This window comes from Trichococcus shcherbakoviae (assembly GCF_963666195.1).
GTDB lineage: Bacteria > Bacillota > Bacilli > Lactobacillales > Aerococcaceae > Trichococcus > Trichococcus shcherbakoviae.
In genome coordinates, this window is the sequence record NZ_OY762653.1 from 324694 (window position 1) to 343229 (window position 18536).

The following is an 18536-nucleotide window of genomic DNA, read 5'->3' on the forward strand; positions in this document are numbered from 1 at the left end:
ATTTACTCGCCGACAAATCAAAAAAAGCCCCGCACCTTTTCGGATGCTGGGCTTTTTTGATTGTCTTTCGGATGGACCGATTACTTTTTAGGTAATGTTGTTCCTCTGTTGACGATTTTATAAGGAAGGATGATGGATTTTTCATCAATCTCTTCTTTGTTCATGATTTTAGTCAACAAACGCATCGCAACAGCGCCGATATCATACAGCGGCAACATAATGGAAGTCAATTTCGGACGAGCCATTTCAGTTATGCGGGAATTGTTGCTGGCAGTGACTTCAAACGCCTCAGGAACGCTGACACCTGCATTGATGATAGCATTCAACAGCCCGATGGCAAGTTCATCGCCAGCTACGTATGCTGCATCAACTCCGGCTTCAAGTAATTGTTCAGCCAATAGTTCACCATTTTGAAGAGTCGGTTCGCATTCGAAGACAAGAGCCTCATCAAAAGCAATATTTGCATTGACCAAAGCGTTCTTGTAGCCCTTCAGGCGATGCTGTCCATTGATCGGATTGGAAAGCGATGCAGATACGAAAGCAATATTCTTCTTACCGTTCGCAATCATGTTCGCTACAACTTCTTCGGTTGCGCCGATATAATCGATATTGACGCTTCCAACTTGTTGCTCAGGATCAATTGTTCCTGCCAGCACGACCGGCGTTTTGGAACGGGAAAATTCTGCGCGCAACTCATCTGTGATCTTATTGCCCATGTAGATGATGCCATCCACTTGTTTAGCAAGTAAGGTGTTCAATACTTGAATTTCTTTCTGGTCATTCTGATCGGAGTTCGCTAAAATGATATTATATTTGTACATTGTAGCGATATCATCGATTCCGCGGGCCAGAGATGCGAAGAACAAGTTAGTGACATCAGGAACAATAACCCCTACAGTCGTTGTTTTCTTGCTTGCCAAACCACGGGCGACCGCGTTCGGTCTGTAATCCAAACGTTCAATGACTTCCAATACCTTTTTCCTTGTGGATGGTTTCACGTTGGGATTACCGTTCACTACGCGGGAAACAGTTGCCATGGAGACGTTCGCTTCGCGAGCCACATCGTAAATTGTAATCGTTTGTTTTTCCATTTATGTTGCTCCTTATCTCAATTGTTTTCAATTTTTTATTTTCCATTATTCAACATAATGTTGTAAATATTGATTATTTTACAAGCTTATAAAGAATTTACCATTGTTTCATGAGATATGCAAGCGTTTTATAAAAGTTTTCATGAAAATTTCACATTGCATTATTCAGAAATCGAACCCTCATTATATGCTATAATACTAAAGAAAGGAAGGTGTCATATTAAAAATGCCTTTAAACTCAATTATCAATTTGATGAAAATACAAGATGTCGATATCGTATTTCTCAACGACCCTAAAAATGTCTTTTACGTTTCCTCATACAGGAGCGACCCGCATGAAAGGATTTTGGCGGCTGTACTGTTCAAGGATGCAAAACCCTTGTTGTTGGTGCCTGCGCTGGAAGAAAATGACGCGCGGAATACCGCTACGGAATTTGATGTGATAAGTTACATGGATACGCAAGATCCTTGGACAATACTGGCAACCAGCATAAAAGAGCGTCATTCCAGCTTGACGGACTGGTCCATCGAAAAAGATTTCTTGACTGTCGAACGTATGGAAGCGTTACGGACTCATTTCCCGACGGCAACTTTTGGGCATAACATCAGCAAAACACTTCAGGAAATGCGACTGATCAAAAATGAGCAAGAACTGGCCTTCATGAAGGAAGCAGGCCATTGGGCAGATGAAGCACTCAAAATAGGCGCCAAAACGTTGCGCGAGGGCATCACTGAACTGGAAGTCGTTGCCGAAATTGAATACCAGTTGAAAAAAAGAGGCGTAGCCGAAATGAGCTTCACCACTATGGTGCTGTTCGGCGAAAATGCAGCCAGCCCCCATGGCGTCCCCGGCGACACCAAACTTAAGCAAAACCAGTTTGTGTTGTTCGATTTGGGAACCATGCACGAAGGCTATGCCAGTGATGTGACACGCACCCTTTTCTTTGGTGACGAGCCATCTGCGCACCAACAAAAAATCTACGATTTGGTGTTGGCAGCACATGATGAAGCGATGGCTGCGGTTCGCCCAGGCATCACAGCCGGTGAATTGGATGCCGCAGCGCGGACGATCATTGCGGATGCTGGCTACGGCCGCTACTTCAACCATCGTCTGGGTCACGGCTTGGGTCAAGGTGTGCATGAATTCCCCTCCATCATGGAAGGCAATGGAATGGCACTCGTTGAAGGCATGTGTTTTTCCATCGAGCCCGGCATCTACATCGAAGGGGACATCGGAGTCAGAGTCGAGGATTGCGGTTTTGTGACTGCGAACGGCTTTGAAGCCTTCACGCACACACCAACTGGCATAGACGCCTATTCAAAATTGATCGATTAGTCGGTGTGCTTGTGAAGCAGACTGGCCTATAATAAATAACAATACGCAAAAAAAACAGGCAGATTGCCTGTTTTTTTGTTGAAGGAAAGTATAAAATATTTCGAATTTAAAAGTGCATCACCGTTGGTGTTTCACAGATTTGTAAAGTGTTCCATGCATCCAATGGTGATGGCTAGCTTCACGGGTTAGCCCTTCGGAAGGGACAAAGGAACCCCTTGTCTCTACGAGCCAAGGATACTATTCGACTAACCTGCTAACGCAGGAAGTCTCTCAGCATATTGCGCTCTACGATGCTCAGTTGCATGGGAGTCTTAGAGATTCATCCCTTAGACTCCCAGTACAAGGTGACCGTAGGGAACGTTGCAAGGCACGATTTCCTAAATTTCTTTCAGGGCTGAGCGAACCCGTTCAGCTTTTCTTTCATTTAGATGTCTTCTACGCTGTCTTTGATTTCTTCGACTTTTTCTTCCACTGCAGCTTTTTTCTCTTGCGTTACGGCTGCAGCTTCTTCTTTGCCTTCTTCAGCGATGACGGAAGCAAATTCTTTCACATCAGTGGCTTTCTCTTTGATGTCTTCCTTCACTTTCTTCAAGTCGTCACCGACATGTTTGGATGTTTCCGTGAATTGCGTCTTGATGGATGAAGTCGTGTCCTTCAAGTTGATTTTGATGTCTTCCGAAGTTTCTTTGGCAACATCCATGAACTCATTGCCCTTCTCTACGGCGATGTCTGCGTAATCGCGCGCTGTATCGAGCAGATTATTGACTTCCTCCGTGATGTCATCGCGCAATTCTTTGCCTGGTTTTGGCGCAAACAATAAAGCTGTTATAGCCGCAGCTGCCCCACCGATGATTGCCCCTAATACAAATCCGCCTTTATTTTTTGTCATAATTTTCATTCTCCTTTTCGTTTATGATTTAGTTGACTCTTCAGTAAGTTTTGAACTTAGTATCCTTCGGTTCTTTCTTCGCTTGCCGTTGCCGAGCAATTGCCATTGCCGTTCTTCCAAGCTTTCCGACAGTAGAGGAACCCGCTGCGCTTTTTGCGCCTTTTCCCCCGCCTTTGAGTGATACCGCCAAATTTCTGGTTGATTGGTTCACGTCCGAAACGGTCACACCCAAATCACCGATTGCGGTGAATAAGGGATCTGTTTTGCTGATTTTCCCGTTCAGGTCGTCCACCAAGGTGTTGGCTTTATTCAGTAAGCCTTCGACTTCAATCGACAAGTGATCGACATCTTTCGTGATCACGGCCAGGCTTTTGTTCGCCTCCTGGGTCACTTTTTCAACTTCGCCTAAGATGTCAGTGACTTTCCTTAATGCCAAGATGATGAAAACAACCAATACCGCAAAAGCTAGCGCAGCTATCAAAGCTGCAATTTCACCATACCCCATTATTTGCACTCACTCCTTCTTAATTCATACGCACTTCTGTCAAAGCATTGTACGAATTTTTATAAGATTTATTTCATTTATAATAAAATGATACCATAGACATTTCCGATATGCTATTGAAACCCCTTTAGTTTTCACCAATTCCCCGGAAACGGATTCTTCTGCTTCAGACATGCTTTCTTCAATAAAACGTAATCATATCTTCATTTTCATAAGCCCGCGAATTTGATACAATGGAAACAGTTGTTTTAGAAATGAGGGGTTTTTATGAATGATGCAATCACACAAGACAGTGCTCTTGCACAAGATTTGATAGAGGAAGTGGTGACGAATCCAAACATTTTCGTCAAATGGTGGAACAGCATCGCCTGGGAAGAGATTTTGGGCTTATTCATTTCAAAAGGCATAACCTTGCTTTTTTTACTGTTCATCTTTTTTGCTTTAAAACGTTTATCCAGTTACATTTTGCACCGGACTTTCGAAAAACAGATATTGACCAAACACATTACGCAAAATCGCGCTACCACCATTTACAAAATAGCCGAAAATGGTTTGCGTTATCTCTTGTTTTTCTTTTTGACCTATGGAGTCCTCTCCATTATGGGTGTTCCTATCGCTACACTCATTGCCGGTGCAGGTCTGGCAGGTCTGGCAATCGGTCTCGGTGCACAGCAGTTCATCAATGATATCGTCAATGGTTTCTTCATCATCCTGGAGTCCCAATTTGATGTTGGTGATCATGTTGTCATCGGCGGAATCGACGGCACTGTCGTGAACGTGGGGCTGAGGACGACACAGATCAAGAGTTTTGACGGAACATTGCATTTCTTGCCGAACCATACCATCACGACCATCAGCAATCTATCCCGGAATGATATGCGGGCAATGATTGATATCCTCTTGTATCCGGATACCGATTTTGAAACGGTCGATCAGGTCATCCATGCGGTCAATGAACGGATTGTGCCGGAACATCCGGAAATCGTCAAAGGGCCGAATGTCGTCGGTATCACCGATAAAGGGAATGGCCAACTTGCCTATCGGGTGGTTTTTTATACCCTGAACGGACAGCAGTTCACCGTCCAAAACCTGTTCCTGGGAAGCTACCGCTCTGCACTGTTGGAAGCTGGCATCCAGATTCCAGCCATGCCGTACAGCTCGCCAAAAGCATAACCCCCTAAGGCAAAAAAGTGCTTCGTCCCCAAATCATTGGGGAGCGAAGCACTTTTGTTTTTTATAAGCTGAGGCTTGGAGCAGACAACGACATCTATCTTTCGGATGTCACTTCTTGTTTCTCCTCTATTTTTTCAAATTTATAGATGCGGTGGATGCCGTGCACTAGGTGATTCACTCTTGTCAAAATTTCTTTGCGCGTGATGATACCGATAAATTTGCCGTCATCCTCGGTAACGCAAAGGAAATTGTGATCGATCAGATGGTTCAGGATATCCTCAAGGTCCGTCCATGGACGGATGGTCTGTACATTACGGTCCATCACATCTTCCACTTTGAGTGTTTCCATTTTGTCATAGCGGATCGCATCGATTTCCGTGATGGCCTTGATGATCATCGGTATGGAAATCAGTCCTTTGATGCGGGACTTTGAATCCAAAACGGGAATGACGGAATACTTCACTTGGGACAGCACCAGAAACGCATGGTTAAGGTTATTCGAACAATGCACATTTGCGACATTTTCGCCATGGATCATCAGATCCCCGCACGCGTCATTGTCCAGCAATAACCCGGCTACTTCGTTACTAATCATTTGTATTTCCTCCTAAAAGGTGGCCATCCGCAGTCTAATCCGTCGGAAGCACCTTCATTGCATGTGATCAAAGAATTTGAAATTGATTGCTCAGGTCGGCCATTTCCTGATGGCGGTCATTGTAATAGGTAACTGTGGCAGTTTGGTCGTCCAACGTGACGATACAATAGGTCTTTTCCATCAGTGTTCCTCGCGGTTGACTGATGCTGCCCGGATTGATGAACAGGATGCCATCCTCCAGCTCCGCTTTGGCGATATGGGTATGACCATAAAATACCAGTGAAGCGTTCGCTTGTTGGGCGTCGCGTTTCAGACCGGCTACGGATCCCCGCACGGAATGTCGATGCCCGTGGACAACCAGCACATTTTTGTCGCCGGCCTGGAATCGGTATTCGTCGTTCAGCTGATAATCATAATCGCAATTACCCATCACTGTGGTCATGATCCCCCAGATCAGATCAGAACTGCTCAATTCCGAATCGCCGCAGTGGACAAAATGATCGACCTGATGCGCATATCGTAAAGACAATTCGTTCAGAATATCCTTTTCCCCGTGGCTGTCGCTGACTGCAAGTATTTTTATCATCTAGTCCGCTTCCTTTTCCAGCCAAGCTGCCCAACTTTTCTCAAGATTTTTCAGGGCATTGGCGCGGTGGCTGATCTGATTTTTTTCGACATCGCTCAACTGCGCCATCGTCTTACCTAAGTGTGGCAAATAAAACAAAGGATCATAACCGAAACCATTGTCTCCGCTCGGAAACTCAGCGATTTCGCCCTCGATATCGCCTTCGACCACCAGACTCTCCCGATTGGGGTGGGCCAACACCAGCGTGCAATGGAAGTGTGCCTTCCGGGATGGGTTTTTCTGGGACCCAAGCATTGCCAGCACCTTGGCATTGTTGGCGGCGTCGCTTTTCATCCCACCAGCGAAACGGGCAGAAAACACACCAGGCTGGCCATCCAAGGCATCAATGCAGATGCCGGAATCATCCGCCAAGACCGTCATGCCCAACAATCCGGCGATCGTTTCAGCTTTCTTCCGCGCATTGGCTTCAAATGTGTAGCCGGTTTCCTCAACATCCTCTATTTCCGGATAGTCCAATAAAGTCACGACTTCATAGCCTTTTGGTTCAAAAAGGACGGCGAAATCCCTGGCTTTTCCCGGATTTTTAGTCGCTATCACGATTTTCTTTTTTTCAGTTGCGTTCATCGTATCCCTCACTTCTCAATCAAATTTTCCAAGTCAACTTTTTCAATTGTAAAATTGCTCTGCCCAAGCCAGTTTTCAGCGATATCCGAAAATAGTTTAGGCGAACCAGTCGTATAAAAACGGTATTCGGATGCTTCCTTGTTGTGCGAACTTTCCGCCAAGCGGAAATAGTCCAATAAGGTACTCACTTCAGATACCGTTTCAGCACCGGAATCGATAAGGGTCACACAAGGACCCATCACATTTTGGATGAGCGGTGTCAAAAGCGGATAATGCGTGCACCCCAGAATGAGTGTATCAATCGATTCCTTCAGCAAGGGCTTTAGCGTTTCCGCAACCACTTTTTTGGCGATCGATCCATTGTATTGGTTGCTCTCCACAAGCGGCACAAATTTGGGACAGCTCATGCTGATGACCGAAATGCCCTTGTCTTTGTCCTTGATGGTTTGTTTATAAACGTCGCTGTTGATGGTGCCTTTTGTGCCGATCACGGCAATACGTTCATTTTTCGAATGTTTGATGGCAGCACGGCTGCCGGGATTGATGACGCCGATCACCGGAATGTCCACGCGCACTCGGATGACATCCAAGGCGGCTGCGGTCGCTGTGTTGCAGGCAATCACCAACATTTTGATATCTTTCTTCAGCAGAAACTGTGTCATTTCCCATGTGTATTGAATCACTTCTTCTTTGGGCCTTGGTCCATAGGGGCATCTGGCGGAATCCCCCAGATAATAAATGGATTCATTGGGAAGTTGTTTCATGGCTTGCTTCACGACGGTCAAGCCGCCGACACCAGAGTCAATAAAACCGATTGCTTTTTTGCTCATGCAGTAACTTCCTTTATTTGTTTTCGTATCTCTATTTTACCTTAAGATGCACTGATTTGGTGAAAATGAGGCAAATTTCATCCGAAATTGCTTCACTTTTGCGGAAAAGGCAGTCTCCTTTTCCCAAAGCCACTGCCGATTGTTGGCCGTTCAAAAATATCTATGCTACAATGGACTCAATTTCAGTAACCAGGAAAAGGAGTGGGAACTCAGATGAGTTATCAATCAATCGTAACTGTAGTCGACAAAGGAATGATCGACCGAGTCTTCGAAAGCGCGCGCTGCGAAGAGTCCTACTGCGGCACCATCATTGCCGGCCGCGGATCCGGGATGCATGAGAACAAGAAGCTGTTCAATCTGGCGTTGGAACCGGAAAAGGAAATCCTGCTGGTGTTGACCCAAGAAGAACATTCCGAAAAAATCATCAACCAAATCGAAGAAGCGGTTAACATCACTGCACCCGGGAACGGCATCCTTTTTGGGCTGAACATCAAAAGAGTGCACGGTATCCAGTCATAATCACAAACGAAACTCGTTATATCGCGCAATGCGGTATAACGAGTTTTCATTTTTTTGTATGGATGGAGAAGTTTGTTCAGCCGTTCAGCAGACGGCGTTGTTCCTCTTCTTTTTTCCAGTCTGAAATATATTTGAAGACCGGAAGCAACAGCAGAATCAATCCCAAAGCTTTCTTGGCAGTCCACATAAACATCTTCCTTTCGATTTGAATATTGGATTTCTTAACCCTATTATGCCTGATGTTGAAAAAAAACGCCATTGATAGGCATCGCCTGAAAATAGACTCTATCCACTATTTAAAATACGTGTATAATGAAGTGTACATTTAAGGGGGGAAATCCATGAATTCTGAAAACGAAAATGCCCGTATTATCGATAACGAACACTTCTCCTATTTATTGATAAGGGATTACCTTCTGGGAAACATCCTAGGCGAACATACCGATGAAATATTGTATTGGGCCGGAAAAGATTTGGCTCGTCAATTCCCATTAAAAAGTCAGGAAGACCTATATGAAGCGATGATTTATTGCGGTTTCGGACAGTTGGAACTGCTAAAAAAAGAAAAAAATACGCAACAATACCGTTTGGAAAGCGATCTGATCACCGTCCGCACCCAAAACGAGCAAGCCTCCTTCCAACTGGAAGCAGGGTTTTTGGCGCAGCAGATCCAGATGACGACAGGTATCCCCTGTGAAGCAAAAGCAGAAATCATAGTCGGAAAAGACAAGAAAAAAGAAGTACTCATCACCCTGTTCATCGAATGAAACAAAACGTCCAAGCATCCCAGCGGCAAATTGCTGCAGTGCTTGGACGTTTTTTTGGGGAATTCGCCGCGGTTTGACTGTTCTCCGGCGAACACCGTCTTGGCCGGAGCTGCGGATCCGGTCACCCCGCTGTGCTCCGGTGAAGGGATCCTCGCCGGAGCAGGGACCGCGATGGGAACGTGCAACTCCGGTGGCGAGGCTCTGGCCGGAGTTGCGCATCCGGTACGGTTGCTCTCCTCCTGCCAACTACCTTTCTCCAAAAATGACAGCCTACACCACAAAGTTCCCAAAACAAAAAGAGTTGCCGAAATCCCGAAACATCAGGACACAGGCAACTCTTTCTTATTGTTTAGATATATTTTCCAAGCGTTTCTTCAAGCATTTCTTTTGCGTGGTAGCCGACTAATTTTTCTACGACTACGCCATCTTTTTTGATCAACAACGTTGGGATGCCCATGATGCCGAATTGGCTAGGTGTTTGCGGATTAGCATCCACATCCATTTTAGCGAATGTCACTTTGTCGCCGATTTCTTCATCCAATTCATCGATGATCGGTGATTGCATGCGGCAAGGTCCGCACCAAGTTGCCCAAAAGTCGACCAGCGCGACCCCATTCTTCGTTTCTGCCTCAAAATTTGCATCTGTTAATATTTTTACCATTGTATTTACTCCCTTCAGATTCTTTCTTTGTGTCTCAATTATAGCAGAGGTTTTGTTCAGTACCAATCAATCTGCTCAGCCGCGGAATGTCACGATCGTCGCGCCGTTTCCACCGGCGTTCACCGCTGCATACTCGTAAGACAACACTTGTGGATGACGTTTCAGCAAATCGCCCACCCCTTTGCGGAGGGCGCCTGTCCCTTTTCCGTGAACGATAGTGACTTGCGGATAACCCGCCAATAAAGCAGCGTCCAAATACTGATCGACTTCCGCCAAGGCTTCTTCATAACGCTGGCCTCTGAGATCAAGCTGCGTCGCTACGTGGCTTGATGAAGCCGATTTGACAGTGGCGATCTGCCTTTGTCTTCTTTGTTGCTGCGGCTCCTCTTTGATCAGCCGGAGGTCCGACTCCGGCAACTTCATCTTCATGATCCCCATCTGCACAACCCACTCAGCGTTGCCTTTCTTTTCAACGAGTGTGCCTCGCTGACCATACGTCTCCGTCATGACTTCATCGCCGGGTTTGAACATTTTTTTCTCTTTTTCTTTGCGCAGCACTTTGTTTTTGACCAAAGATTCCTCCTGGCGCAGATCATTGAATTGCTTGCGCAGATCGATCAATTCGTGTTCTTTGATGCTGCCGGAAGTCCCCATATTCAGCTGCATTTCACGGATTTCCTGCAACAGGAATTCCGCTTCTTCTTTCGCAGTATCGACCAACTTGTTGGCCTCTTTCTTGGCGTCTTCGATGACTTTTTCCTTGTTGGTTTCCAGTTTTTCGTTGGCGCGCTTCAAATCCGCCAACAATTTGTCGGATTCTTCCAACTGCGCTTGGAGCTGCAAGGATTCTTTTTCGGTGACGCGTCGCTTCTGTTCCAGATCCGCGATCATTTCGTTCAGGTTTTGGCTGTCCACATCGATAAAACTGCGCGCCTGATCGATAATGCTCGGGTTCAGCCCGAGTCGCTTCGAGATATCGAAGGCATTGCTTCGTCCGGGAACGCCTATCTGCAGACGATAAGTCGGAGCCAAAGTCTCTCCGTTGAATTCCATGCTGGCATTGATCGTGCCGGAGCGATTGTAACCGTAGGCTTTCAGTTCAGGGTAATGGGTGGTGGCCATGACATAGCTGCCGATGCCGCCGATGTAGTCCAAAATCGAGATGGCCAAGGAAGCTCCCTCTTGCGGGTCGGTTCCGGAACCCAACTCATCCAGCAGCACCAGACTTTTGTCGTCGATCTGATTCAGGATCGAGACGATATTAGTCATATGCGAGGAGAACGTACTCAAGCTCTGTTCGATCGACTGTTCATCGCCGATGTCCGCAAAAATTTCCGTAAAAATGCCGATTTGGCTGTCCTCATCCGCCGGTATCTGAAGTCCGGATTGGCCCATCATCTGGATGATACCGAGTGTCTTCAGCATGATCGTCTTCCCGCCCGTATTCGGACCGGTAATGACGATGGCTTGGTATGCTTCGCCGAGGATCAGATCGTTCGCGACTACGTCATTCTGATCGATAAGCGGGTGTCTGGCTTTCCAGATGGCGATATGGTTCTCTTTGCTGATGATCGGGCGTGTCGCCTTCAAGGAATCGGCATAACGCGCTTTTGCATTGATGAAATCCAAAGTCGCCAACACTTCACTGTTCCCGTACAATTCCTGCGTGAAAGGCTCGATTTCCATCGATAATTCATACAAGATCCGCTCGATTTCCGCTTTCTCCTGCGCAGCCAGCTGGCGCAGATGATTATTCAGATCCAGAATGGCTTGCGGTTCGATGTAAAGCGTCTGACCAGTTGAACTTTGGTCGTGGACAATCCCGCCGAACTGATTGCGGTATTCAATCTTGACCGGAATCACAAACCGGTCATTACGGATGGTGATGATAGCATCACTCAAGTAGGCTGACTTACTGCCTCTGATGATGTCATCCAATTTGGTCCGGATATTCTGTTCGCCCTGCTTGATTCCTGTGCGGATTCCTTTCAATGCAGGCGAGGCATCATTCTGGATCGTCCCATCTTCATAGACGGTTGCTTGGATCCTTCTTGTGATTTCAGGCAATACTACCAGCCTGGCAACCAATTCGTCCAGGACAAAGAAGGGAATCTCGTTGTCTTCGAACCATTGGAAGAACTGGATGATTTCTCTTGTAGTCGACAATACCCGTCCGATTTCGGCGATTTCCTTGCCGTTCAATGTGCCGCCTATCTCTAGGCGTTTCAGGTGGCTACGGATGGACTTCAGCCTTGGCATCGGAATCCCGCCTTTCAGGCGCAACACCTTTCTGCCGTCTTCCGTTTCATTCTGCAAGGCAACAACTTTTTCCGGATCGGTTTCGGGCCGCAAAGCCTGAATCTGGTCCTTCCCTTGGTCGGTTGCAGCAAAATTCTGGAGCTGTTGTTTTATTTTTTCGAACTCTAATGTTTTGCTAATTTTATTATTCATCTGATTCTCCTAAAAAGTGCTTCTCCCAAAAAAACGGGACGATATAGTGCACTATACAGTCCCCTCTGTTAAATTAACATTCTGTTACTGAATGATGCCGATCCACCAGTCATAGATCAAACGTGAAAAATAAGGCGTTTCGGACACCATCCAAGCCGCAAGGTCGCTCTCGACGTAGAGCTGTTGAATGAAATCCAACGGAATCATGGATGCGAGCGTCAGCAACAGGAAAATCCCGATGTATTGCATCAGGAATCCAAGCACGCCGCCGCCCAGCTGATTCAGCTGTTTGATGATCGGGAAGAACGCCAATGAGTTCAGCATGCTTCCGATAAATCTCGTGACAAGCCAGCCTGCGAACAGCAACAGGATGAACGCCAATCCGTTATAGAACGCCTGGTCCAGGACAAAGGACACCTGTTCAGAGTAAAATATCAGTTCTTTTCCGAACTCGACGGATGGGTACGGGACCAACAGATCGATTTTCTCCGCGACGACAGCATAGTATTCTCGGGCGACCAAGAAAGAAATGAAATATCCTACGGTGTAGACAACTTGCAGAATAAGTCCTCTTCTGACGCCCGTATAGATGCCCCACAATAAAGAGAGCACTATTATCAACGTAAGCATTTTTTCACCTGATTTCTACAGTCTTTTTTCTACTTTTTTCCATTGTGCTCGTGATTTTTGGTGTAAGGCGGGATGGCATTTTCAGCGTTCCTGTTGGCACCCAAAGCCGAACGCACTTGGGTTCTGTGTTGAGCCCGTTTCAGTGCCGCCTCGGAAGCGGTTGTCGTCTTCGTCAATTTTGAATTGGATTTCCTGGCCGGCAGGTCGTTGGCTTCGCGGGCAGCTTGCTGCAGTTCACTGATGGTTGCAGGCATGGAAGTCACTGTTTGGCTTTCTTTATCGCGCTTCATCCCAGCAAAGTTAGCCACTGCTTTCTTTGTCGGAGCATTTCCGGTCAGCTTTTCTGCGTTGTGTTCCTTTTCAGGCGTTTCGACCGCTTTTGTTTTGGGTTCACCTGTTTGTGTAGCTGCTTTCTCCGCTGTCAGGGGAACGGCCTCTGTTTTTTGTTCGACGTCGGCAACCGCTTCAGGTTTGGGCGCCTCGGCTAAAGTCTTCTCCGGCTCAGCCTGTTCTGTTTCCTCAACGGAAGCGGAGTTTGTAACGCTTTGGCTTTCCTGCAAAGCTTTCTCTAGCTCTGCAACTTTCAACAGCAACTCATCCATCTCCAATTGTTTCGTGATCTGATCGGAAATGGCGTTCACTGCTACGAGAATGCCGCGCTCCTCCCGACCAAGCGCTGGTGCTGCTTGTTTGATCTGTTCCAATTGCGCATTGACCAATTCCGATACCGCAGTCAGATGCTCAGGTGCTTTATTTCCCACAATCGTATAGGTCTTCCCTGCTATGATTGTTTTGAATCTTCTTTTGTTTTCCGTCATATCCAAAGACCTCCATTTAAAAACTGTCTAATATATTTTAACATAAATCTTGCGAATTGCAGTATAAACCTCTCCATGTTCCTAAACCAGTCAGTTTGTCAAAAAGAGCTGACCAATTCCAACCGTAATTCCTCATGAACATGCGAACTTCCTGTGATAGAATAAGGAGTGTTAGCACCGAGAAGCTGTACAGAAAAATTAATTTGAGCAAGGATGAGGATATGTCGAATGTCGTATTGAAAGTAACGATGGGCCAACTGAAAAAGATGGCCGTCTTTTATCAGGATTACGTTGTGAAACCTGTGCCGCACAGCCTTTTCACAGCCAAAAAGAACCAGACCACCATCACTGGTTACAATTCCGGGAAAGTGCTGTTCCAAGGCCAGAACGCCGAAAGCGAAGCAGCGCAGTGGCAAGCATCCAGCGAGAAGGTTGGGGATCCAAACCCCCCTGCCGCAAAAAACGGCCTAAAAAAAGAGGTCCTGAGCAAAACCAGCCTCCCTGCAGGCTTTTCCACCTGGTCCGTCATCGGCAGCGATGAAGTCGGCAACGGCAGTTATTTCGGGCCCTTGACGGTCTGTGCTGTCTACGCTTCAGCCGAACAGTTGCCCTTGCTGAAAAATATGGGTGTCCAGGACTCCAAAGCGCTGACGGATGCCCGCATCATCACCATTGCGAAGCAGTTAGTACAGCAAGTCCCGCACAGCGTCATCAACCTGATGCCCGAAAAATACAATGAGGTCCAACCGACGATGTCCCAAGGGAAAATGAAGGCGTTGCTGCACAACCAAGTGCTCGATCAGCTGTTGAAGAAAATAGCTCCGGAAAAGCCCAAAGCGATACTGGTCGACCAGTTTGAATTGCCTTCCACGTATTTCAAGCATATCGCCGATCAAAAAGTGCAAGTGAAGGAGAACATTCATTTCCAGACCAAAGGCGAATCCCACCATCTGGCGGTGGCAGCGGCTTCCATCATCGCCCGTTACTACTTCCTGAAGACCTTGGCTGACATGACCGCAGCCTCCGGTTATCCGATTCCTTCAGGCGCCGGCGCCAACGTCGACTTGATTGCTGCGGAAATGTATCGTGAAGGCGGCTTGGAACTGCTGGACAAATACACGAAGCTCCACTTCGCCAATACCCAAAAAGCCATCCGATTGGCGAACAAATAACTTACCGGCGAAACGTACGGAGAATTCACCGCAGCTGAGTCCGATGCTGACTAGGTTGTCCGATAACCCGAGTGAATCGGACAATCAAGTCATCGCCGCAAGCGAACATGTCCGATACCCGAAAAGAATCGGACAGTCATCTCATCACCTCAAGCGAGGTTGTCCGATAACCCGAGTGAATCAGACAACTGAATCCTAGCCGCATCTAAATCTTCGCAAAACAAAGAGTGGACTGTCTCATCCCGAGACGGTCCACTCTTTGTTTGTACATTATTCTTCTAAATTAACGGATGGCAGCTCCGCATTCGGTTTCCAGAGCCGCAACCAATTTGGCGAAAGCTTTGTTGATGTCTTCATCGACAAGCGTCGCTTCAGGGTTCAGGAACGACATGGAATAAGCAACCGACTTCTTGCCGTCCTCGATGCCTTTGCCTTGATAGATGTCGAACAGATGGACATCCTTCAGGAATTTCCCGCCATTTTCCTTGATGGTCTTGACGATCTGTTGGTGTGTGACGGTTTCATCCACCAGTAAAGCCACATCGCGGGTCACGCCAGGGAATTTAGGGATCGGCTGTTGCGTAATCACTTCCTTCGGTGCAGCGATGATCGCTTCGAAATCGATTTCGAAAGCATACGTTTCCTTCAGGTCATAGGCATTTGCCGTTGCCGGATGGACTTGGCCGACATAACCGATATAGGCATCGCCCAGGTAAACGGCAGCCGTTCTGCCTGGATGCATCCATTTTAGGTCTTTAGCAGCTTCAAAACGGATCTGATCGCTCAGGCCCATTGTCTCGAAATACCCATCCAATACCCCTTTGGCATGGTAAAAGTTGACGGGTTCAGCAGCCATTTGCCAATCTTTTTGGTAGGCCATTCCTGTCATCACGCCAGCCAAACGCTCCGCTTCGATCGGTAAAACGCGATCAGCTGATGGGAAGAAGACGCGACCTATTTCATAAAATTGGATATCCGTGTTCTTGCGGGCAACGTTGTAAGCGGCATTGTCCAGCAGCGTGCTCAACAAGTTCATCCGCAGTGTGCTGCGATCTTCGCTCATCGGCCAAGCCAAACGGATGCCTTCCTTGTCTTCGACTGCGTATTCCCGCGCTTTTTCGGCGGTAGTCAAGACATAACTTATATTCTGGGTCAGTCCCGCGCCTTCCATGAATCTTCTGGTGATGCGCATCGTGTGTTGTTTAGGCGTCAATGCAGTAGGCAAAGCCGGTGTGACCGGCAATGTCTCCGGAAGGTTGTCGTATCCGTAGATGCGTGCGACTTCTTCCAGGATATCCGCATAGATGGAGATATCCCATCTTCTCGGTGGTACAGCAACAGTGAAGGTTTCGCCGTCAAACGTCGAGGCAAAGCCCAACTGGTTGAAGATGGCGGTCACTTCGTCGCTGGAAATGTCAGTCCCTAACGAACGGTTGATTTTTTCCAAAGTGATGACCACTTCCGTATCCTTCACTTCCACAGTATCGACGGAAGCTGTACCGGCAACGACAGTGCCTCCAGCCAACTCATGCATCAGTTCAGCCGCATGTTGTCCGGCTGTGCGGATTGTCGCGACGTTGATGCCTTTTTCGAAACGGGAACTGGATTCGCTGCGCAAGTTGAATTTACCTGCGGTTTTACGGATCAAAACCGGATTGAACAAAGCCGCTTCCAATGCGACAGTCACGGTTTCATCGGTGATTTCTGAATCCAGACCGCCCATGACACCCGCCAATGCAATCGGTGCAGTGCCGTTCGTGATGACGATGTTATCTGTGTCGAGCGTTCTTTCGACCCCATCAAGCGTCGTCATTGTTTCATTCTCTTTGGCACGGCGGACGATGATTTCCTTGGAACCGATTTGATCATAATCGAAAGCATGCAATGGCTGGCCGTATTCCAACAGGATATAGTTCGTGATGTCGACTACGTTGTTGATTGGACGGATACCGCCGTTCATCAGTTTATTCTGCAACCAAAGCGGACTTTCCGCGATTTTTACGTCTTTGATCACTTGGATATGGTAGGCAGGAGCATCGTTCGTGTCCTCAACGGCAACTTTGATGTAATCCGCAACAGAACCCGTTTTTTCGGATACCGGAGCCTCCGGGAATTTCAATGCTTTGTTGTAGATGGCTGCGACTTCATAGGCGGATCCGCGCATGCTTAAAGCATCGGCACGGTTCGGTGTGATGTCAATGTCCAGGATCGCATCATCCAGTTCCAACAAGTCAACGACTTCCGTTCCGGGAACAGCATCAGCAGGCAGGACAAAAATCCCGTCCGCATATTTTTTTGAAACAACACTTTCAGAGTAGCCCAATTCAGCCAACGAACAGATCATTCCGTTCGATTCTTGGCCACGCATCTTGCCCTTTTTGATTTTTGCGTTGCCGGTGATGCGTGCGCCATGCAAAGCCACGATGACTTTTTGGCCGCCAGCCACATTCGGCGCCCCGCAGACGATCTGAATCGGTTCCTCAGCCCCGATATTCACTTGGCAGACATGCAGATGGTCCGAATCAGGATGGTCAACCACGGACAACGTTTCGCCGACAACGATTTTGGACAAGCCTTTGCCAGGGTAAATGACGTCGTCCACCTCGATACCCGTGCGGGACATTTTTTCAGCTAATTCTGCAGGTGTTACATCGGATAGATCTAAATACTCTTTTAACCATTTATAGGAAACTTTCATTTCATTACTCCTTTACATCAAATTGACTTAAGAATCGGATGTCGTTCTGATAGAAGTGACGGATATCATCCACTCCATATTTCAACATCGCTACACGCTCTTGCCCAAGCCCGAAAGCAAAACCGGAATATTTCGTGGAATCGATCCCCGACATTTCCAGAACGTTCGGGTGCACAATGCCGGATCCCAGGATTTCGATCCAACCGGTCTGTTTGCAGACATTGCAGCCGGAACCGCCGCATTTGAAGCAACTGACATCGACTTCGACAGAAGGTTCAGTGAATGGGAAGTAGCTTGGACGCAAACGGATTTCACGTTCTTCTCCGAACAATTTTTTGGCGAAGACGGCAAGCGTGCCTTTCAGATCAGCCAAAGTGATGTTCTCGCCGATGACCAATCCTTCAATCTGGTGGAATTGGTGTGAATGGGTCGCGTCATCACTGTCGCGGCGGTAGACTTTCCCCGGGCTGATCATCTTCAATGGTCCTTTGGAAAAGTCATGTTTTTCCATCGTGCGCGCTTGGACAGGCGATGTATGCGTGCGCAGCAAGGTCTCATCCGTGATGTAGAAAGTGTCCTGCATATCGCGGGCTGGATGATCTTTCGGCAAGTTCATCTTTTCGAAGTTGTAGCTGTCTTCTTCGACTTCCGGTCCGTCGACGATTTTGTATCCCATTCCGAGGAACAGGTCTTCGATTTCTTCATTGATTTGCGTCAGGACGTGTGTCGTGCCTTGGGCGATTTTTTTGCCCGGCAAGGTGACATCAATCGTTTCAGCCGCGATTTCGGCTTCCATTTTTTTGATTTCAAGCGCATCTTTTTTGGCTTGGATTGCGGCTTCGATGTCGTCGCGCAGTTCATTCGCCAACGTTCCGATGACGGGACGCTCTTCAGGGCTTAAATCCTTCATCCCTCTCAAAGCCTCTGTGATTGGTCCTTTTTTCCCCAAGTAAGAAATGCGGACTTGATTCAATGCTTGCAGATCCTCTGCAGATTCTACTTGCTGTAAGGCATCTATACGTAATGTTTGTAATTTTGCTTTCAATTCCATGTTCTGTCCCCTTTTCTTAAAAAATGCAAAAAAATCCCATCCCTGGTAAGGGACGAGATTTTCGTGGTACCACCCTTGTTTCGCTGCAAGCAACGACACTTCATTTGTTTAACGGTAATAAACCGGAACTTTATTCATTG

Annotated in this window: 18 protein-coding genes; 5 read left to right on the forward strand and 13 right to left on the reverse strand. The window is 47.3% G+C overall.

Translation table 11 applies throughout. The features are described 5' to 3' along the window. Positions 1-80 precede the first annotated feature (80 nt). The gene (gene ccpA / locus ACKPBX_RS01460) at positions 81-1091 is read right to left on the reverse strand and encodes a catabolite control protein A (protein ID WP_086627758.1); all 1011 of its coding nucleotides are present in this window, start codon (positions 1089-1091) and stop codon (positions 81-83) included. A gap of 226 nt (positions 1092-1317) precedes the next feature. On the opposite strand from ccpA, the gene ACKPBX_RS01465 reads away from it, so the two are divergent. Further along, positions 1318-2427: a M24 family metallopeptidase gene (locus ACKPBX_RS01465; RefSeq protein ID WP_119093701.1), complete on the forward strand. Its 1110-nt coding sequence runs from the start codon at positions 1318-1320 to the stop codon at positions 2425-2427. A 424-nt stretch (positions 2428-2851) separates the two neighbouring features. Here the strand turns inward: ACKPBX_RS01465 and ACKPBX_RS01470 are convergent, their stop codons facing one another. Both ACKPBX_RS01470 and ACKPBX_RS01475 read right to left on the reverse strand, forming a co-directional pair. Further along, positions 2852-3316, reverse strand: coding sequence for a YtxH domain-containing protein (locus ACKPBX_RS01470; protein WP_319995800.1), 465 nt, complete (start codon positions 3314-3316; stop codon positions 2852-2854). Between the two features lie 40 nt (positions 3317-3356). Then, positions 3357-3821, reverse strand: coding sequence for a DUF948 domain-containing protein (locus tag ACKPBX_RS01475; protein WP_086627752.1), 465 nt, complete (start codon positions 3819-3821; stop codon positions 3357-3359). Between the two features lie 267 nt (positions 3822-4088). On the opposite strand from ACKPBX_RS01475, the gene ACKPBX_RS01480 reads away from it, so the two are divergent. Then, positions 4089-4994 carry a mechanosensitive ion channel family protein gene (locus tag ACKPBX_RS01480; protein WP_319995801.1) on the forward strand — a complete coding sequence of 302 codons (906 nt, stop codon included), beginning with the start codon at positions 4089-4091 and terminating at the stop codon, positions 4992-4994. 94 nt (positions 4995-5088) lie between these two features. Here ACKPBX_RS01480 and cbpB read toward each other — a convergent pair whose 3' ends face one another. The 4 genes from cbpB to racE form a co-directional block, all read right to left on the reverse strand. Next, positions 5089-5589, reverse strand: a complete 501-nt coding sequence (gene cbpB, locus ACKPBX_RS01485) for a cyclic-di-AMP-binding protein CbpB (RefSeq protein ID WP_086627748.1) — start codon at positions 5587-5589, stop codon at positions 5089-5091. Between the two features lie 67 nt (positions 5590-5656). Then, complete coding sequence (locus tag ACKPBX_RS01490; protein WP_119093703.1) at positions 5657-6175, reverse strand: metallophosphoesterase; 519 nt, start codon at positions 6173-6175, stop codon at positions 5657-5659. Further along, the gene (locus tag ACKPBX_RS01495; RefSeq protein ID WP_086627744.1) at positions 6176-6799 is read right to left on the reverse strand and encodes an XTP/dITP diphosphatase; all 624 of its coding nucleotides are present in this window, start codon (positions 6797-6799) and stop codon (positions 6176-6178) included. It abuts the gene before it with no gap. 8 nt (positions 6800-6807) lie between these two features. Continuing rightward, positions 6808-7629 (reverse strand): glutamate racemase, encoded by an 822-nt coding sequence (gene racE / locus ACKPBX_RS01500; protein WP_319995802.1) that lies wholly within the window; start codon positions 7627-7629, stop codon positions 6808-6810. A gap of 213 nt (positions 7630-7842) precedes the next feature. On the opposite strand from racE, the gene ACKPBX_RS01505 reads away from it, so the two are divergent. Together ACKPBX_RS01505 and ACKPBX_RS01510 are read left to right on the forward strand one after the other, a co-directional pair. Beyond that, positions 7843-8148, forward strand: coding sequence for a hypothetical protein (locus ACKPBX_RS01505; protein WP_086627740.1), 306 nt, complete (start codon positions 7843-7845; stop codon positions 8146-8148). 341 nt (positions 8149-8489) lie between these two features. Then, entirely contained in the window at positions 8490-8915 is a 426-nt protein-coding gene (locus ACKPBX_RS01510; RefSeq protein ID WP_086627738.1) for a YslB family protein, read from the forward strand. 349 nt (positions 8916-9264) lie between these two features. Here ACKPBX_RS01510 and trxA read toward each other — a convergent pair whose 3' ends face one another. From trxA to ACKPBX_RS01530, 4 genes are all read right to left on the reverse strand, one after another. After that, positions 9265-9576, reverse strand: coding sequence for a thioredoxin (trxA, locus tag ACKPBX_RS01515; protein WP_086627736.1), 312 nt, complete (start codon positions 9574-9576; stop codon positions 9265-9267). Positions 9577-9651: 75 nt separating this feature from the next. Next, a complete protein-coding gene (locus tag ACKPBX_RS01520; protein WP_319995803.1) occupies positions 9652-12027 on the reverse strand; it encodes an endonuclease MutS2 in 2376 nt (791 codons plus the stop codon). A gap of 84 nt (positions 12028-12111) precedes the next feature. Continuing rightward, positions 12112-12657, reverse strand: a complete 546-nt coding sequence (locus ACKPBX_RS01525; RefSeq protein WP_119093708.1) for a CvpA family protein — start codon at positions 12655-12657, stop codon at positions 12112-12114. Between the two features lie 29 nt (positions 12658-12686). Continuing rightward, positions 12687-13475 carry a cell division protein ZapA gene (locus tag ACKPBX_RS01530; RefSeq protein ID WP_319995804.1) on the reverse strand — a complete coding sequence of 263 codons (789 nt, stop codon included), beginning with the start codon at positions 13473-13475 and terminating at the stop codon, positions 12687-12689. A gap of 221 nt (positions 13476-13696) precedes the next feature. On the opposite strand from ACKPBX_RS01530, the gene rnhC reads away from it, so the two are divergent. Next, positions 13697-14647 (forward strand): ribonuclease HIII, encoded by a 951-nt coding sequence (rnhC, locus tag ACKPBX_RS01535; RefSeq protein WP_319995805.1) that lies wholly within the window; start codon positions 13697-13699, stop codon positions 14645-14647. Positions 14648-14930: 283 nt separating this feature from the next. Here rnhC and pheT read toward each other — a convergent pair whose 3' ends face one another. Further along, a complete protein-coding gene (pheT, locus tag ACKPBX_RS01540; protein WP_319995806.1) occupies positions 14931-17345 on the reverse strand; it encodes a phenylalanine--tRNA ligase subunit beta in 2415 nt (804 codons plus the stop codon). 4 nt (positions 17346-17349) lie between these two features. After that, positions 17350-18396, reverse strand: a complete 1047-nt coding sequence (pheS, locus tag ACKPBX_RS01545; RefSeq protein ID WP_086627724.1) for a phenylalanine--tRNA ligase subunit alpha — start codon at positions 18394-18396, stop codon at positions 17350-17352. Between the last annotated feature and the right edge of the window lie 140 nt (positions 18397-18536).

What these genes read in the sequence shown, in the direction of transcription:
- ccpA (WP_086627758.1), bottom strand. Translation starts at nt 1,091, where the DNA reads ATGGAAAAACAAACGATTACAATTTACGATGTGGCTCGCGAAGCGAAC.
- ACKPBX_RS01465 (WP_119093701.1), top strand. Translation starts at nt 1,318, where the DNA reads ATGCCTTTAAACTCAATTATCAATTTGATGAAAATACAAGATGTCGAT.
- ACKPBX_RS01470 (WP_319995800.1), bottom strand. Translation starts at nt 3,316, where the DNA reads ATGACAAAAAATAAAGGCGGATTTGTATTAGGGGCAATCATCGGTGGG.
- ACKPBX_RS01475 (WP_086627752.1), bottom strand. Translation starts at nt 3,821, where the DNA reads ATGGGGTATGGTGAAATTGCAGCTTTGATAGCTGCGCTAGCTTTTGCG.
- ACKPBX_RS01480 (WP_319995801.1), top strand. Translation starts at nt 4,089, where the DNA reads ATGAATGATGCAATCACACAAGACAGTGCTCTTGCACAAGATTTGATA.
- cbpB (WP_086627748.1), bottom strand. Translation starts at nt 5,589, where the DNA reads ATGATTAGTAACGAAGTAGCCGGGTTATTGCTGGACAATGACGCGTGC.
- ACKPBX_RS01490 (WP_119093703.1), bottom strand. Translation starts at nt 6,175, where the DNA reads ATGATAAAAATACTTGCAGTCAGCGACAGCCACGGGGAAAAGGATATT.
- ACKPBX_RS01495 (WP_086627744.1), bottom strand. Translation starts at nt 6,799, where the DNA reads ATGAACGCAACTGAAAAAAAGAAAATCGTGATAGCGACTAAAAATCCG.
- racE (WP_319995802.1), bottom strand. Translation starts at nt 7,629, where the DNA reads ATGAGCAAAAAAGCAATCGGTTTTATTGACTCTGGTGTCGGCGGCTTG.
- ACKPBX_RS01505 (WP_086627740.1), top strand. Translation starts at nt 7,843, where the DNA reads ATGAGTTATCAATCAATCGTAACTGTAGTCGACAAAGGAATGATCGAC.
- ACKPBX_RS01510 (WP_086627738.1), top strand. Translation starts at nt 8,490, where the DNA reads ATGAATTCTGAAAACGAAAATGCCCGTATTATCGATAACGAACACTTC.
- trxA (WP_086627736.1), bottom strand. Translation starts at nt 9,576, where the DNA reads ATGGTAAAAATATTAACAGATGCAAATTTTGAGGCAGAAACGAAGAAT.
- ACKPBX_RS01520 (WP_319995803.1), bottom strand. Translation starts at nt 12,027, where the DNA reads ATGAATAATAAAATTAGCAAAACATTAGAGTTCGAAAAAATAAAACAA.
- ACKPBX_RS01525 (WP_119093708.1), bottom strand. Translation starts at nt 12,657, where the DNA reads ATGCTTACGTTGATAATAGTGCTCTCTTTATTGTGGGGCATCTATACG.
- ACKPBX_RS01530 (WP_319995804.1), bottom strand. Translation starts at nt 13,475, where the DNA reads ATGACGGAAAACAAAAGAAGATTCAAAACAATCATAGCAGGGAAGACC.
- rnhC (WP_319995805.1), top strand. Translation starts at nt 13,697, where the DNA reads ATGTCGAATGTCGTATTGAAAGTAACGATGGGCCAACTGAAAAAGATG.
- pheT (WP_319995806.1), bottom strand. Translation starts at nt 17,345, where the DNA reads ATGAAAGTTTCCTATAAATGGTTAAAAGAGTATTTAGATCTATCCGAT.
- pheS (WP_086627724.1), bottom strand. Translation starts at nt 18,396, where the DNA reads ATGGAATTGAAAGCAAAATTACAAACATTACGTATAGATGCCTTACAG.